At 65.4% G+C, this 13,774-nt stretch carries 17 protein-coding genes and 1 pseudogene; 17 read left to right on the top strand and 1 reads right to left on the bottom strand.

Annotated features, from left to right (window positions below; genetic code table 11):
* The 13 genes and pseudogenes from VI480_RS01180 to lepB form a co-directional block, all read left to right on the top strand.
* Window positions 1-576 (top strand): annotated as a pseudogene (locus VI480_RS01180) (magnesium chelatase); the annotation flags it as partial.
* 9 nt (window positions 577-585) lie between these two features.
* Window positions 586-978 carry a hypothetical protein gene (locus tag VI480_RS01185; protein ID WP_323670984.1) on the top strand — a complete coding sequence of 131 codons (393 nt, stop codon included), beginning with the start codon at window positions 586-588 and terminating at the stop codon, window positions 976-978.
* A 231-nt stretch (window positions 979-1,209) separates the two neighbouring features.
* Window positions 1,210-1,503, top strand: coding sequence for a hypothetical protein (locus VI480_RS01190; protein WP_323670985.1), 294 nt, complete (start codon window positions 1,210-1,212; stop codon window positions 1,501-1,503).
* The gene (locus tag VI480_RS01195; RefSeq protein ID WP_323670986.1) at window positions 1,496-2,356 is read left to right on the top strand and encodes a hypothetical protein; all 861 of its coding nucleotides are present in this window, start codon (window positions 1,496-1,498) and stop codon (window positions 2,354-2,356) included. Before VI480_RS01190 ends, VI480_RS01195 begins: the two co-directional genes overlap by 8 nt.
* 364 nt (window positions 2,357-2,720) lie before the next feature.
* Entirely contained in the window at window positions 2,721-3,449 is a 729-nt protein-coding gene (locus tag VI480_RS01200; protein WP_323670987.1) for a hypothetical protein, read from the top strand.
* Window positions 3,450-3,523: 74 nt separating this feature from the next.
* Entirely contained in the window at window positions 3,524-3,895 is a 372-nt protein-coding gene (locus VI480_RS01205; protein WP_323670988.1) for an RDD family protein, read from the top strand.
* 245 nt (window positions 3,896-4,140) lie between these two features.
* On the top strand, window positions 4,141-5,649 hold the full coding sequence (gene dop / locus VI480_RS01210) for a depupylase/deamidase Dop (protein WP_323670989.1): 1,509 nt from the start codon (window positions 4,141-4,143) through the stop codon (window positions 5,647-5,649).
* Between the two features lie 85 nt (window positions 5,650-5,734).
* The gene (locus tag VI480_RS01215) at window positions 5,735-5,926 is read left to right on the top strand and encodes a ubiquitin-like protein Pup (protein WP_323670990.1); all 192 of its coding nucleotides are present in this window, start codon (window positions 5,735-5,737) and stop codon (window positions 5,924-5,926) included.
* Between the two features lie 5 nt (window positions 5,927-5,931).
* Window positions 5,932-6,813 (top strand): proteasome subunit beta, encoded by an 882-nt coding sequence (gene prcB, locus VI480_RS01220; RefSeq protein ID WP_323671000.1) that lies wholly within the window; start codon window positions 5,932-5,934, stop codon window positions 6,811-6,813.
* A complete protein-coding gene (gene prcA, locus VI480_RS01225) occupies window positions 6,810-7,532 on the top strand; it encodes a proteasome subunit alpha (protein ID WP_323670991.1) in 723 nt (240 codons plus the stop codon). Before prcB ends, prcA begins: the two co-directional genes overlap by 4 nt.
* A gap of 21 nt (window positions 7,533-7,553) precedes the next feature.
* Window positions 7,554-8,912: a Pup--protein ligase gene (pafA, locus tag VI480_RS01230; protein WP_323670992.1), complete on the top strand. Its 1,359-nt coding sequence runs from the start codon at window positions 7,554-7,556 to the stop codon at window positions 8,910-8,912.
* Between the two features lie 50 nt (window positions 8,913-8,962).
* The gene (locus tag VI480_RS01235) at window positions 8,963-10,093 is read left to right on the top strand and encodes a DUF3866 family protein (protein WP_323670993.1); all 1,131 of its coding nucleotides are present in this window, start codon (window positions 8,963-8,965) and stop codon (window positions 10,091-10,093) included.
* Window positions 10,090-10,692: a signal peptidase I gene (gene lepB / locus VI480_RS01240; protein WP_323670994.1), complete on the top strand. Its 603-nt coding sequence runs from the start codon at window positions 10,090-10,092 to the stop codon at window positions 10,690-10,692. The genes VI480_RS01235 and lepB overlap by 4 nt, the downstream gene beginning before the upstream one ends.
* 32 nt (window positions 10,693-10,724) lie before the next feature.
* Here the strand turns inward: lepB and VI480_RS01245 are convergent, their stop codons facing one another.
* Window positions 10,725-11,486: a glycerophosphodiester phosphodiesterase gene (locus VI480_RS01245; protein WP_323670995.1), complete on the bottom strand. Its 762-nt coding sequence runs from the start codon at window positions 11,484-11,486 to the stop codon at window positions 10,725-10,727.
* An 18-nt stretch (window positions 11,487-11,504) separates the two neighbouring features.
* Between VI480_RS01245 and VI480_RS01250 the strand changes: the two genes are divergently transcribed.
* The 4 genes from VI480_RS01250 to VI480_RS01265 form a co-directional block, all read left to right on the top strand.
* On the top strand, window positions 11,505-11,774 hold the full coding sequence (locus tag VI480_RS01250; protein ID WP_323670996.1) for a hypothetical protein: 270 nt from the start codon (window positions 11,505-11,507) through the stop codon (window positions 11,772-11,774).
* A 79-nt stretch (window positions 11,775-11,853) separates the two neighbouring features.
* A complete protein-coding gene (locus tag VI480_RS01255; RefSeq protein WP_323670997.1) occupies window positions 11,854-12,165 on the top strand; it encodes a twin-arginine translocase TatA/TatE family subunit in 312 nt (103 codons plus the stop codon).
* Window positions 12,162-13,007 carry a twin-arginine translocase subunit TatC gene (tatC, locus tag VI480_RS01260; protein ID WP_323670998.1) on the top strand — a complete coding sequence of 282 codons (846 nt, stop codon included), beginning with the start codon at window positions 12,162-12,164 and terminating at the stop codon, window positions 13,005-13,007. Before VI480_RS01255 ends, tatC begins: the two co-directional genes overlap by 4 nt.
* Window positions 13,004-13,774 (top strand): DEAD/DEAH box helicase (locus VI480_RS01265; protein WP_323670999.1); only part of this gene is annotated, 771 nt, incomplete at its 3' end. The genes tatC and VI480_RS01265, both read left to right, overlap by 4 nt.

The following is a 13,774-nucleotide window of genomic DNA, read 5'->3' on the forward strand; positions in this document are numbered from 1 at the left end:
CAACGGATGCCGATCAGTTGCCTCGAGAACGTCGTGTCGAACGCCGAGCGTCGTGCCCTGGCCGCCAACGAGGCGCCTGCCGCGCGGGTCACCGACGTATACGCGGGGCTGCCGGCGCTGACCGGCAAGTTCGAGCTGGAGTACGAGGGCGAGTTGCGTGGTGCCGACGCCGTCGGGCGCGAGCTGATTCGCGCCGCCGTTGGGGCCGTCTTCGGAGGCTGGTTCGACGGCGTTGACACGAATCAGGTCATCGAGTGGTTCGAGATGGGCGGCACGCTGCAGGAGAGCGACACCACCTCGTCCGAGGTTTTCCTCGCGGACGTGGCCGAAATTCACGGGCTGCTGGAACTGGCGGCGCACGCCGGCGCGGGCTCCGGCGATCCGCCGGCGCAGATCGCGGCTGCCGTCGATTTCGTGCTCGAGGGACTCTGCGCCCAGCGCAAGATCAGCCGTAGCGACGGTGGCGGCTACGAAGCGGTCGAGAAGCCGCGCCCCCGCGAACAGTCTTCCGAGCCGATCTTCGACCCCCGGCAACCGATGTCACGGGGCGGCACCAAGAAGAAGTACTACAACTGAACCGGGCGGATGCGCTATCGCTACACGCGTTACACGGGCGAGGATCTGGAGGGCATCGACCTCGACGAGCTCGTTTCGAAGCTCTCCCGGCTACTCCTTTCCAGTGGTTTCGACAACGCCTACGGCCAGTACGGCAACCCGCTGCAACAGGACGACGACGATCAGAGCCTGCAGTCGTTGCACGATGCGATTCTCGATGCGCTGCTCAACGGCGGCCTGCTCTCGGACGACGCGATCCAGCGCCTGTTGGGGGATGCGGCCGACGCCGATCAGGCGAGCGGACGGTCGAGCCTTGAGGAGTTGGTCCAGGAACTCATCCGACAAATGGCCAGCCGGGGGTACATTTCGCTGGATTCCGACGAACCGTCAGCATCGGGCGCAGGTGGCGGCGGAAGGCGGTGAATACCAGTTCGCTTCGGCGCAGCACGCCCCGGGTGCGGGCCCTCCGCAGGGCACCAATGCCGGTGTTGTCGGGTCCACGACCGCGAAGTACCTGAGAATGCCGCCGACCGGGCAGCGGCTTTAGCGGGGCCGCTCGGATGGCTTGCAGCCCGTTACTTCCTGCCGGACGCGGACGAGATCGAGGACCGTCCCCAGTTCGGCGGCGAGACAGTCGAGTTCGTCTACGGCTGCATGCGCCACGACTTCAACTGGCGTAACCTGCACCGTGTCAACAGCCACTACAGCTACCACACGCTGGCCGGCACATGGAACGACACCGTGCGTGAAGATGCCGACTCCCGTCTCGGCGCCGACCTCCACACGCTCTGCAACGCCAACCAAGACGACGCACCCGAGACTCCCACTCACTTCACTTGGGAACTTCCAAACCAGCGTGCAATTGATAGGTGCGAGACGGCCGCGACGACGATCAGGTTCGCATTAGGAGCAGCACCGTTCGACTGGATCGGGTACGACCATGGCTGACTTCGACGACGAGGCTATTGGCGCGCCGGAACGGCGCCAAACTCGACCGATCCGGCGGCGAAACGCATTGCTCGCCACAGCGATCGCAGTCGTGATTGTCACGGTCACGATCTGGCTCGCCTTTGCGTTGACTGGCTCGGAGTCCGATTCAGGCGACCGCCCGGAGCCGCCGCACGAGACAAACTCAGACTCGATGGTGCTACCGGGGCGCAAGTACAGCGATGAAGATCTAGGATTCGAAAAGGTCTTTCAAGAACTGATCGTGCCGAGCCACGCACGATTCAAGAGCACTAGCGATCGTCTTGAAGATCGAGCCGAACGGGAGCGCTACTTCCTGCAAGAGGCAGTCGGACATGAGCGCGAGCGCATGTACTTTGAGCACAATCTGGCGTCGGTCTATTGGAGTGCCTACGACGAGCTTCCCGCGGAACTGGGCAGCGGCGGAATTCTTGACCAAGCGTTCGAGACGGCGATGAACGAGTGCGCCGGGGCGAGAGGTTGGCCGGGCCTGACGCCCGACATCAACACCAAGGCCGATGTCGATCAGGCTGTCGAGGAGTTTGGCATGACGCATGAACGCTTCCGCGAGTTGCGTCATGAGTGTGCAAAGGAAGCGGCCTCTTATCCGACGTTGGATCCCGCTGTTCGTGATGAGTTGTTCGACAGGCTCCGCGAGCACTATCGGCGGGCGGTTCATGATTATCTGCGAGAATTCCCTGAAGCAGAAGTTCCGCTAGTCGAGCATCCAGGTGCCCCGCGGCCGCTGGAGGAGCGGCTGATCGACACCTGTCTGAAAGAGCCTGACCCGGTTCAGTGCGCGCAGGAGTACCGCGTGGAACTGTCGGCCGAATGAGCCAATGCGGACCCCGCCGTGCATAGGTCGATGGTTCGATGGTGCGGTCGGCGGCACGGGAGGTGTCATTCGTCCCTGGCTGTATGCGGGATGCTGAAATCGAAAACGGCGCTCAACCATTGCCTTGGATTAGTCGTGGTGCTCAAGAAGGCGGTCGGCGGTGTGCCGCTTTCGCTGATCTGATATGATCACTCGAAGTAAGGTCGTTTGACTATGTATGCGGAGCCAGGGCAGCCGGGAGATTGTCGTGAGAGCACGCATCTGGGCTCGCTTTAGCAGCAGGTGGGTCGTCGCAGTGTCGTCGGCGCTAGTGCTACTCGCCGCGGCAGTCGCGTACTGGATTGGGCAAAGCAACGATGCCAACGTGTACGGAGAGCACGAATACACTGATGAAGACCTCGGTATTCGAGATATCGTTTCGTCCTACCTTGATGCAGGATCGTATGCGAGATTCCGGACGGACGAAGAGTACTCCTTGACGCTTCGGGAAGAGGGCGCGTGGTTTGACGACGTCGCGACCGGACATGAGCGTGAACGCAGCTGGTTTGAATCGCAGTTGCAGGTAGTGCTCATCGCTGCCGCACAGAATCTGCCGTCGCATCTTGGAGAGAACGGTGTTCTGGCCGTTGCTTTCAGGGATGCACTCGATGAGTGTGTGGCGAATGCTGGCTATGCGGACGTGAGGCTCTATGAGGATCCGGGCATCGATTCGCAACGGCTTCAGAGCGACGGTCGAGCTTTGGCCGCTGCGCGGGATGCGGAGTTCAGGCGATATGAACGCGAGTACCGCTTGGACTACGAGTCATTCGTCGACTTGCGTCATGAATGCCATCAGTATGCTGACGACTACCCGACGCTGCCAACAGTGGAACGTGACAAGCTCCTCGAAGAACTCAATGAGCACTACGCGGCCGCGATCCGGCGAGCCATAAGCGAACATCCAGAGTATGCTATTCCTGTCGAATGGCACCCCGGAGCTCCGCAGCCATGGGCAGATTACCTCATCGAGCAATGCCGTCTTGGCGCTGAAGGCGATCAGGCGATATTGGATGAATGCGCGGAGGAGATGCGCGTCGACATTCCCGAGGGATGAGGTAAGGGTTACATGAGGCCCAGGCAGCGAATCGCGGTCCAAACTGCCTTGTTGGGACGGCAGGCGTGAGGCCGATGGGCTTGCTTGAGTTCGGTCCGGTCTCGTTCGGCGACGGTCAGGTCGCGACTGCGGCCCCGGTGTTCGCGAGGCTGCAGGCACGCGGGATCGATTCGTTCATCACTGGTGCGCTCGCCGGGGTCGTGTCTGTAGTGTTCGGGGCCGAGTCGCTGTACGGGGACGGTGTGCTCATCCCTGTCGGCGCTGTGCTGTTCCCGTTCGCGTGGGCGACCATAGAGTTCGTGTACGACCTCGGGTGCGAGGCCCTCACGGGGCGCACCTTGGGCGAGCTGATGCTGGAACTGCGCGTCGTGGAAGCGAACTCAGGCACGAGCCTCAGTTGGCGAGTTGCACTGTTGCGCGCGGCGTGTCCGTTGCTGGCCGAATGAGCGGCGGTGTGCCTGGCTGCTCGCCGCTTGACGGTTCGGCGGTTCCGTCGGCGACATTGTCGGAACGAGCAGCCGGAGAGCGTCAGGTTCTCTTGACAGGGACCCGTTAGTCGGTCCAGTCCTGCAAGAAGCCTCGCCACCACATGGTCATGGGCCAAGACGTCCCGATGTCTCGCATGCAATGCCGGGCCGGGTGGTCCCCGTGACCCGGTCAGCAGGAGGATTGGCCGGTAGCGTCTCGCGCGGTGGCGGTTCACAAGGTCGTTGGCATCGAGACTGAGTTCGGCATCATCCATCGCTGCACGGGCGACTCCAATCCCGTGGCTGCGTCGTCGATGATCATCAATGCCTACGTCAACGGCTTCCTGTGCCAGCGCGTCAGCTGGGACTTCGAAGACGAGCAGCCGGGGGCTGATGCGAGGGGCTTCAACGAGTTCGACGCGCTCGCTCCCGAGATCGAAACGCACCTGGTCAACGCCGTGCTGACCAACGGCGCCCGCTATTACGTCGACCACGCGCATCCCGAACTGTCGACTCCGGAGTGCTCGGACGCGCGCCAATGCGTGGTGTACGACCGGGCGGCGGAGGAGATCCTGATCCGATCCATGCAGGCTGCCAACAACCTCCTGCCGGACGACGAAGAGCTGGTCATCCACAAGAACAACAGCGACGGCAAGGGCAACAGCTACGGCTGCCACGAGAACTACCTGCTGGACCGAGATGTGCCCTTTGGCCGGGTGGTGACGCACATCCTGCCGTTCTTCGTGACCCGCCAGATCTTCTGCGGTGCCGGCAAGCTGGGCGTCGAGGTCCCGATGGATGACCGCTCGCCGGCACCGTTCGGTGACCGGCCGTTCCAGATCAGCCAGCGCGCCGACTTCTTCGAGGAGGAAGTCGGGCTCGAGACGACGCTCAAGCGGCCCATTGTCAACACCCGCGACGAGCCGCACGCCGACACGCGCAAGTACCGGCGCCTGCACGTCATCATCGGCGACGCCAACATGAGCGAGCTTCAGACGTATCTCAAGCTGGGCACGACCTCGCTGGTGCTGGCGATGATCGACGATGACTTCGTGCCTGAGCCACTGACGCCTCTCGTGCCGGTCGCGGCGCTGCGCCAGGTGAGCTTCGACACTGCCCTGTCGGGGCTGATCGAACTGGCAGACGGCCGTCATATGCGAGCCATCGAGATCCAATGGGAATACTTGGACCTGGCCCGGAAGTATGCGCAGAGCCATGGTCTGGACCCCGTCGGCGGCGACGACGTCGGCAATGACATCCTGGACCGCTGGGAAGCTGTCCTTGCCATGCTGGAATCGGATCCGATGGGGCTAGCGACGCAGTTGGACTGGGTGGCGAAGCTGCGCTTGTACGAGGCCTTCGCCGAGCGGCACGACCTCGACTGGGATGATCCGAAGCTCGCCGCCCTGGATCTGCAGTATCACGACCTGCGGCCGTCCAAGTCGCTGGCCCGGCGTGTCGGTCTTGAACGGATCACGACCGACGATGAAGTGGATGAAGCGGTCTCGGTGCCACCGCCGACGACGCGTGCATATTTCCGGGGTCGTTGCCTCGACAAGTTCGGGGACGAGATCGTGGCCGCCAACTGGGACTCGATGGTGTTCGACATCGGAACCGATCCGCTGCGCCGCGTGCCGATGCTCGAGCCGCTGCGAGGAACCCGCGCGCACGTGGGTAGCTTGTTGGACGAGTGCCGGGACGCAGCCGAGCTGCTGCGCCGGCTGGGCAATTAGCCGCAGGTTCAGCCTCGAACGCAGGCGGCAATCGGAACTCTCACGCATTCGAGACCCAAGCAATCGACACCGGAGGAGGCCCGAGATGGCAGAACGCGAGCAGATGCGACGGTCGGCTCCCAGGGAGACCGAGAGTCCCGCACAGCAGGACACCTCGTCTGAGGGGGCGACCGAACTGAAAGCCGAACTCGACGACCTGCTCGACGAGATCGACGATGTGCTCGAGACCAATGCCGAGGAGTTCGTGAAGAACTACGTGCAGAAGGGCGGCGAGTGACCCCCATGCCCTTCTTCGCCCCAGGCGACGACCCGGGGGCGAGCTTCCTCGAACTGCTGCGGCGCACGGGCAGCGAGCCATTTGCCGGGTTCGCGCAGGTTCCTGCCGCTGAGGGGGCTTTCGGCTCCCTTGAGAGTTCTCACGCCACCACTGTTCTGGCCGTGCGCAGCTCCGACGGAGTGGTTGTCGCGGGTGATCGGCGGGCCACCAGCGGGAACCTCATCAGTCACCGAGACATGCGCAAGGTCTTCCCTGCCGACTCCTATTCGGCGGTGGCCATTGCCGGTGCCGCAGGCCCGGCCGTGCAGATGGTCCGCCTCTTCCAGCTGCAGCTCGAGTACTACGAGAAGATCGAAGGCAAGCCGCTGAGCCTGGAGGGCAAGGCGAACCAGCTGGCCGAGATGCTGCGGGCACACCTGCCCCAGGCGATGCGCGGCCTTCCGGTGGTGCCCATCTTCGCCGGATTCGACCCCGCCGACGGGAGAGGCAGGCTCTTCCAGTACGACGTAACAGGCGGCCGCTACGAAGAGCAGGACTACGCCACGGCCGGCTCGGGCAGCCTGCACGCAGGGACGGTCTTGAAACTCGGCTTCCGCGACGATTTGATCGAGTCGGAGGCACTCGCGCTCGGTGTGCAGGCGTTGTGGCATGCCGCCGACGAGGACAGCGCCACCGGCGGTCCCGATCCAGTACGAGGCATCTACCCGGTGCTCGCAGCCATTGGCAGCGACGGCTTCCGGCAGCTCAGCGACACCGAGTCAGGGGAAGTCTTCGCTGCGCTGCAAGCCGAACTCTCGGGCGGCAGCAGCGGGGGTGCGGCCCGCTCCGACTCAGCCAGCGGCGATCCCAGTTCCGCCGGAGGCAGCCGCAGCGAGGTGCTGCCATGAGCATGCCCGGGATGTACGTCAGTCCCGAGCAGCTCATGCAGGACCGGGCCGACTACGCCCGCAAGGGAATCGCCCGGGGACGCTCGCTGGTGACGCTGGAATACGGCGACGGCATCGCACTGGTGGCGGAGAACGCCAGCGCAACGCTGCGCAAGGTGTCAGAGATTTACGACCGGATCGCCTTCGGCGGCGTGGGCCGCTACATCGAGTTCGACCAGCTGCGCATCGCGGGTGTCCGCCACGCTGAGCTGAAGGGATACCAGTATTCGCGTTCAGACGTGGAAGCTCGGAGTCTCGCCAACCAGTATGCGCAGATGCTCGGGCAGTTCTTCACCCATGAGCTCAAGCCGCTCGAGGTCGAGATCGTGGTGGTGGAGGTGGGAACCGGCGACGAGGCCAACCAGCTCTACCGGATCCAGTACGACGGGACCGTCATGGACGAGGAGGCGTACTGCTGCATCGGAGGCGATGCCGATGCGGTGCGCGAGCGGGTGGCCGAGGGCTACGACCCTGAACTCGATGCCGACGCTGCCATCCGGCTGGCTCGCGCAGCGCTCGCCGGGCCCGAGCGTGAGATCGCTGCACCGGATCTCGAGGTGGCCTTGCTCGAGTCGAACTTCGAAGACGCAACCCACCGCCGCCGGTGCTTCCGGCGTCTCGAGGACGACGAGGTGGCGGCCGCCCTCGGCGACGACGACTCCGATCAGGAAGATTCCTAGATCGGAACTACGGTGAGCGCCGTGCAGCGGCGCATCATGGGTGTCGAGAACGAGTACGGCGTCACGTGCACACTGCGGGGACAACGGCGCCTCAGCCCCGATGAGGTGGCGCGCTACCTGTTCCGCCGGGTGGTGTCGTGGGGGCGATCCAGCAATGTGTTCCTGGCAAACGGGGCGCGCCTGTATCTCGACGTCGGCAGCCATCCCGAGTACGCCACGCCCGAGTGCGATTCCGTCTATGACGTGGTGTGCCACGACCGTGCAGGCGAGCGGATTCTCGAACAGCTCGTCGCCAGCGCCACCGAGCGACTGGCCGAGGAGGCGTTCAACGGCACGATCTTCCTGTTCAAGAACAACACCGACTCGGCCGGCAACAGCTACGGGTGCCACGAGAACTACCTGACCAGTCGTGCAGACGACTTCTCGAATTACGCCGAGGTGCTGATCCCGTTCCTGGTGACTCGGCAGATCTACGCCGGCGCAGGCAAGGTGCTCAACACGGCCAAGGGCGCACGGTATTGCATTACCCAGCGGGCGGAGCACATCTGGGAGAGCGTGTCGAGCGCGACCACCCGCAGCCGCCCGATCATCAACACCCGCGACGAGCCGCACGCCGATGCGGAGCGCTTCCGGCGTCTGCACGTCATCGTCGGCGACTCGAACATGAGCGAATACACGTCATTCCTCAAGATCGGCGCGGCCGCGCTCATGCTGCGCATGCTTGAGGATCCCGCCGTGGTGCTGCGGGACATGACGCTGGAGAACCCGATCCGGGCGATTCGCGAGATCAGTCACGACATCACCTGCAGGCGCAAGGTGCGCTTGGCCAATGGGCGTGAAGTGAGCGCATTCGACATCCAGTCGGAGTACCTGGAACGAGCCCTGCGCTTTGCCGAGACGAACGATCTCACCGAGGAGGAGTCGCGTGCTCTGCAGATGTGGGAGCACGTGATGACGGCCATCGCTGACGACCCGCTGCAGCTCGACCGCGAGGTGGACTGGGTCATCAAGCACAAGCTGCTCACGAGTTATGCCGACCGCGCTGAAGTCGGCTTCGACGACCCTCACATTGCACTGCTGGACCTCCAGTATCACCACGTCCACTCGACGCGAGGCGTCTTCTATGTGATGCAGCGGCGCGGCCTGGTGGAGCGAGTGCTGGATGACGCAGATGTGCGTCGGGCCACGGAGGAAGCGCCCCAGACGACGAGAGCCCGGCTGCGCGGGGCGTTCGTGCGCGAGGCCAAGGCTCGGCGCCGTGACTACACCGTCGACTGGGTGCATCTGAAGCTCAACGACCAGGCCCAGCGGACCGTGTTGTGCAAGGACCCGTTCCGTTCCCACGACGAGCGTGTCGACAAGCTGATCGAGTCGCTGTGATGCGCACCGCGGTCCGTGTGCGCCGGCGCTCAGCTGGCTGAAAGCAGCAGATGCCGCGCTTTGCGCGCCTGCGAGCGGCCGAGGTGGGTGACGTGCGGCCCGGGCTAGCTCGGATGACCTTGTCCGACGGCAGCGAGGCATACGCGCTCACGGAGCTGTGCGGCCCGATCAGGGTCGGCGACGAGCTGCTCGTGAATACATCGGCAGTGGATCTCGGCCTTGGCACTGGCGGGGCACATGTCGTGCACACGAACCTCACGTCGCCGTTCGCAGGCAGACCAGAGCTGCGGGGCCGGGTCATGAAGGCTCGTTATCTCGGCGAGCAGTTGCCCGTCGAAGCATTCGAGGAAACAGGCGGTTCACCGGCGGCGATCTCGCCAACCTCGGGGGACGCCGCGTTCGATGGTGCCGAGGCCGATCCAGCCGAGATCAGCGACCCCGGAACCTCGGTGCCATCACCGTCATCGCTGCGCGGAGTGCGGGTGGTGTTCAGCGTGCTTCACAGCCATGCCTTGGCGCTGGCGGCCACGGTTCGCGCTGCCGTGGGCGAAGCGCCGGGCTATGTCATGACCGACGGGGGAGCACTGCCGTTTGTGCTGAGCGATCTCGCGGCAGCGTGCCTGGAGCGAGGAGTGATTGTCACGGCCGTCAGCGCCGGACAGGCATTCGGCGCACCGATCGAGGCGGTGACTGTCGCCTCTGGCGTTACGGCCCTGGTGGAACAGGGCATCGACCGCATCGTGGTGTCTCCGGGCCTGGGGCACATCGGTACGGCGAGTCCGCTGGGTTTTTCAGCCCTGGATCTCGTCGGCCACGCAGCCGTGCTGGACGCACTCGGGGCGGCGACAGCGCTGGCTGCACGTGCATCGTCGGTCGATGAGCGCGCGCGACACCGCGGCGTGAGCCATCACACTCGGGCGATGGCAGCGCTGGCGCCCGTCCGGACGGTCGTGCCGACGCCGACGGCTCCGACGGCTCCGACGGCTGACGAAGCGGCGGGCGATGCCGTATGGATCGAGGCCTTGGGGCAGCAAGCTGTCGGCATGACGCCGCTCCCGGTTGCCGATGCTCTTGCCCGCAGTGGCCTCAGCGTCACGACCATGGGCCGCTCGCTGGCGGATGACCGGTATGCATGTTCATGGCTGGGTGCCGCAGCGGCCTGGCTGGCGGCAGCGGCATGAGCCGTCCTGAAGACGCCGGGCGCGAACCCGAGGATCTGCCGTCGCCTCGGCCGCCTCGCGTTCGGCGGGCTATGAGCCGGCGCACGCGCAGCCTGCTGTCGTGGACATGGGTGCTGCTGGCCGCGGTGACGCTCGCACTGCTGATGCGGACGTTTCTCATCGCCGCCTTCTACATCCCATCTGAGTCGATGGAACCCGTGCTCGAGATCGGGGATCGGCTGCTGGTTTCCAAGCTCAGCTACCGCATCGGGGATCCCGAACCCGGTGATGTGGTCGTCTTCCGGACACCGCCCTCGATGCAGCCGGCGCAGACAGCGGAGCTCATCAAGCGCGTCGTCGCCGTGGGCGGCCAGCAGGTCGAAGCAGTGAATGGCCGGCTCATCATCGACGGATCGCCGGTGGATGAGCATTACTTGTCGACCGAGGTGTACACGCGCGACTTCGGCCCAGTGCTGGTGCCTGCCGGATACGTGTTCGTCATGGGCGACAACCGCCGCTCGAGCCAGGACAGCCGCGTCTTCGGCGCGATCCCTGAGAACGAAATCGTCGGCAGAGCATTCGCGCGTTTCTGGCCCCCCACGCGGCTCGGCGGCTTGTAGATCTCCGGCGCCGTGATCAGCGCCGGGCACAGTCAGGCGGGCTGTGTCTCGCACAAGTCGTCCGCAGGGGCGGAGCCGCCTGGTGTCTTCGATGAGTCGAGGCCGGCAAGCAAGCGGTCGACGTGATCGCCGTACAGGCCGTCGAGGCCCATGTCCCGCAGCGCCGCCGTCAAGCGGGTGTGCTGCACATCCCAGCCGAAGCAGAGCCGCTCGAATCGGTGGAACAGCGCCGCGAGGCCGCCTGTCCAGTCCTTTGCGGGAAGGTTGACGGCATCGATGCCGGCATCGGCCATCGCCGCAGCCCGACGCTCCGGGCCCTCCTTCATGCGCCGCACCCGCGTCGAATCGACGATGCGGGCAGAAGTGCGTCCGCGCAGGTCGACCAGCAGATCCCAGTCGCCGTGGCACAGCCATAGGCGGTCCTCCGCGCCCGCGGCACGGGCAGCGGAGATCACCGCGTCTGCTGCTGTCGGGTCCTTGAGATCGACTGACAGTTCGAAGTCGGTGCCGCACGTCTGGTACATGTCCGCGAGCGTGGGAATGTCGTCACCGATGCGCTCCCGTTGCAACGAGCTGAAGGCACGGCGCACGCCCCGGTGCCAAGCGACGCCGTCATGGTCCAGCATGGGGTAACCGTCTTGGCTCAGCCAGACATCGGTCTCGAGGCCGGTTGCTCCCATGTCGAGGGCCAGGGCGAATGTGTCGAGAGCATTGTCGGCGCCGTGGGCTCGCCCGCCACGGTGCGCGAACGCGATCGGAGGCGTGCGCAGCGACGGCAATGGCGAAGGGGACACACCTCTATCGTGCCACTTGTGCCGGCGATATGGCTGTTGCCCATCGTTGCCTTCGGTGTGCTCACCGTGGTCAGCATCGTCATGATCCGACGGCTGGCGATGGAGCTGCGGGCGACGGCCCAGAGCCTGGCGTCCATTGCAGACGTCGCAGCGGCAGTGCGCGCCGACGTGATGCGAGCGCGCGCTGCAATCGACAGCCTTGACGTGCCGTCGCTGCGCCAGGCCACCGCCGAGCGGGCGCTCGGCATGGCGGTACGGTGGGTCACGCGTCGGGCGCTGCCCTTCTGATGGGTGAGCAGTCGCTGCACACGGGCGCGCGTGCGCGGCACAGAACCGCCGCGCGGGGCTGGGGTTCTACCATCGAGCCGTGAGCCTGCAGCCCAACGAGGTGCTGATCATCGTGCTCGTGGCGTTGATCGTGCTCGGCCCCAAGCGGCTGCCGGGCGCAATCCGGGGCATCGGCCGCGCCTTCCGACAGGTGCGCGACTTCTCGACCACCGTCCGCCAGGAAATGGATGCCACGATCTCACCGCCGATAGTCGAACCCGCGTCGCCGCCCGCCCGGCCCCCCGCGTCAGAAGACCCAGAGGCAGAGCCGGAGGGTGACCAGGCCGACAACGAGCAGCCTGATGCTGCGGGACCGGCCGGCGATGACGTGACCAGAGACGGCGCTGCGTGAGGCTTCGATGGCGCCGCCGGCCCCGGCCGGAGGTGATGGGTTTCTGGGATCACGTCGCCGAGCTGCGGAACCGGCTCATCTGGAGCATCGTGGCCATCGGGCTCGGCATGGTCGTGGGGCTGATCGTCTATGACTGGCTGCTCCGCGAGGTCTTCCTGCCGCCGTACTGCAATGTGCTGGAAGCCCAGGAGATCAACCGCCCGTGCAGCTTGGTGATCACCGCGCCCTTGGAGGGATTCCGCACTCGCATCAAGGTGTCGGCGTACCTAGGCGCAGTGCTGGCCATGCCGGTGCTGCTGTGGCACCTGTGGAGGTTCATCACACCGGCGCTCGATCGCCGGGAGAAGCGGTGGGCGATCCCGTTCGTGATTGCGGGGTTTGTGCTGTTCTCGGCTGGTGCGGTCCTGGCGTACTTCACCTTCGAACGAGCCCTGGACTTCCTGATCGCCGTCAGCGGCGACGCGGTCGACCCGCTGCTCGGACCCGGTGCCTACCTCGGATTGGTGACGTTCATGATGCTGGCCTTCGGCATCGGGTTCGAGTTCCCGATCGTGCTGATCTTCGCCCAGCTCGCCGGCATCGTCGAGCCGCGGCAGCTGAATCGAGCCCGCCGCTACGCCATCGTCGGCATCGTGGCTGGCGCAGCGATCATCACGCCCTCCGGCGACCCGATCACGCTAGCGGCGTTGTCGGTGCCGCTGTATGTGTTCTACGAGCTTTCGATCCTGGCCGGCTACCTGATACTCCGCCGCCGCAGCGGTGAAGCCCCGCTGCGGCGCCGATTCCGCCGGTCGCCGGAGGAAAGCGACCAGGGTGCCGCTGCGTCCGGACCCACGTCGTGACCTCGAACGGGCCCCTAGTGCCACCGCTGTTCGCGGAACTCCTGATTGCGCGGGGCATCTCGCCGGACGGCTTTCAGGCCGAGGCGTTCGCGGCGCTGGATCGGGGCGACTCGGTGCTCGTCGCTGCGCCGACATCGTCGGGCAAGACCCTCGTTGCAGAGTACGGGATCGCGGCGACACTCGAAGCCGGCAAGCGAGTGGCCTACACCGCGCCGACCAAGGCGCTGTCGAACCAGAAGCTGCGCGAGCTGCGCTCCTGGCTGGGATCCGAACGCGTAGGCCTGCTCACCGGCGACAACGTCATCTGCCCCGATGCCGACGTGGTGGTCATGACCACCGAAGTGCTGCGCAACATGATGTACGCCGGTTCGCCGCACATCGCCCAGCTCGGCATGGCCGTGCTGGATGAGGTCCACTACTTGCAGGATCCCTACCGGGGCGCGGTCTGGGAGGAAGTCATCATCAGCACGCCGCGGCATATGCGACTGGTGTGCCTGTCGGCCACAGTCAGCAATGCCCACGAGCTCGCATCATGGATCGAAGCCACCGCCGGCGGGTGCACCGCAGTGGTGTGCTCGCAGCGGCCGGTTCCTCTGGAGGACCGATTCCTGCTCTACGAACGGCAGAGCCGCCGCTTGGTGGATCTGCCGACGCTGCGGGACGGCCGCCCGAATCCCGAGATCGAACGGATAGTCGAGCAGGCACGTTCCCGGTCCGGCGGCCAGCGCCGGCATCGCCGGGCAGGTGCGCGACCGGCTCGGCCGCGC

Source organism: Candidatus Poriferisodalis multihospitum, from assembly GCF_028283155.1.
Taxonomy (GTDB): Bacteria; Actinomycetota; Acidimicrobiia; order Acidimicrobiales; family Poriferisodalaceae; genus Poriferisodalis; species Poriferisodalis multihospitum.

Coding starts and splice junctions, on each gene's coding strand:
- VI480_RS01195 (WP_323670986.1), top strand. CDS start 1,496: ATGGCTGACTTCGACGACGAGGCTATTGGCGCGCCGGAACGGCGCCAA.
- VI480_RS01190 (WP_323670985.1), top strand. CDS start 1,210: ATGCGCCACGACTTCAACTGGCGTAACCTGCACCGTGTCAACAGCCAC.
- VI480_RS01185 (WP_323670984.1), top strand. CDS start 586: ATGCGCTATCGCTACACGCGTTACACGGGCGAGGATCTGGAGGGCATC.
- lepB (WP_323670994.1), top strand. CDS start 10,090: ATGAGCCGTCCTGAAGACGCCGGGCGCGAACCCGAGGATCTGCCGTCG.
- prcB (WP_323671000.1), top strand. CDS start 5,932: ATGCCCTTCTTCGCCCCAGGCGACGACCCGGGGGCGAGCTTCCTCGAA.
- VI480_RS01215 (WP_323670990.1), top strand. CDS start 5,735: ATGGCAGAACGCGAGCAGATGCGACGGTCGGCTCCCAGGGAGACCGAG.
- prcA (WP_323670991.1), top strand. CDS start 6,810: ATGAGCATGCCCGGGATGTACGTCAGTCCCGAGCAGCTCATGCAGGAC.
- VI480_RS01235 (WP_323670993.1), top strand. CDS start 8,963: ATGCCGCGCTTTGCGCGCCTGCGAGCGGCCGAGGTGGGTGACGTGCGG.
- VI480_RS01205 (WP_323670988.1), top strand. CDS start 3,524: ATGGGCTTGCTTGAGTTCGGTCCGGTCTCGTTCGGCGACGGTCAGGTC.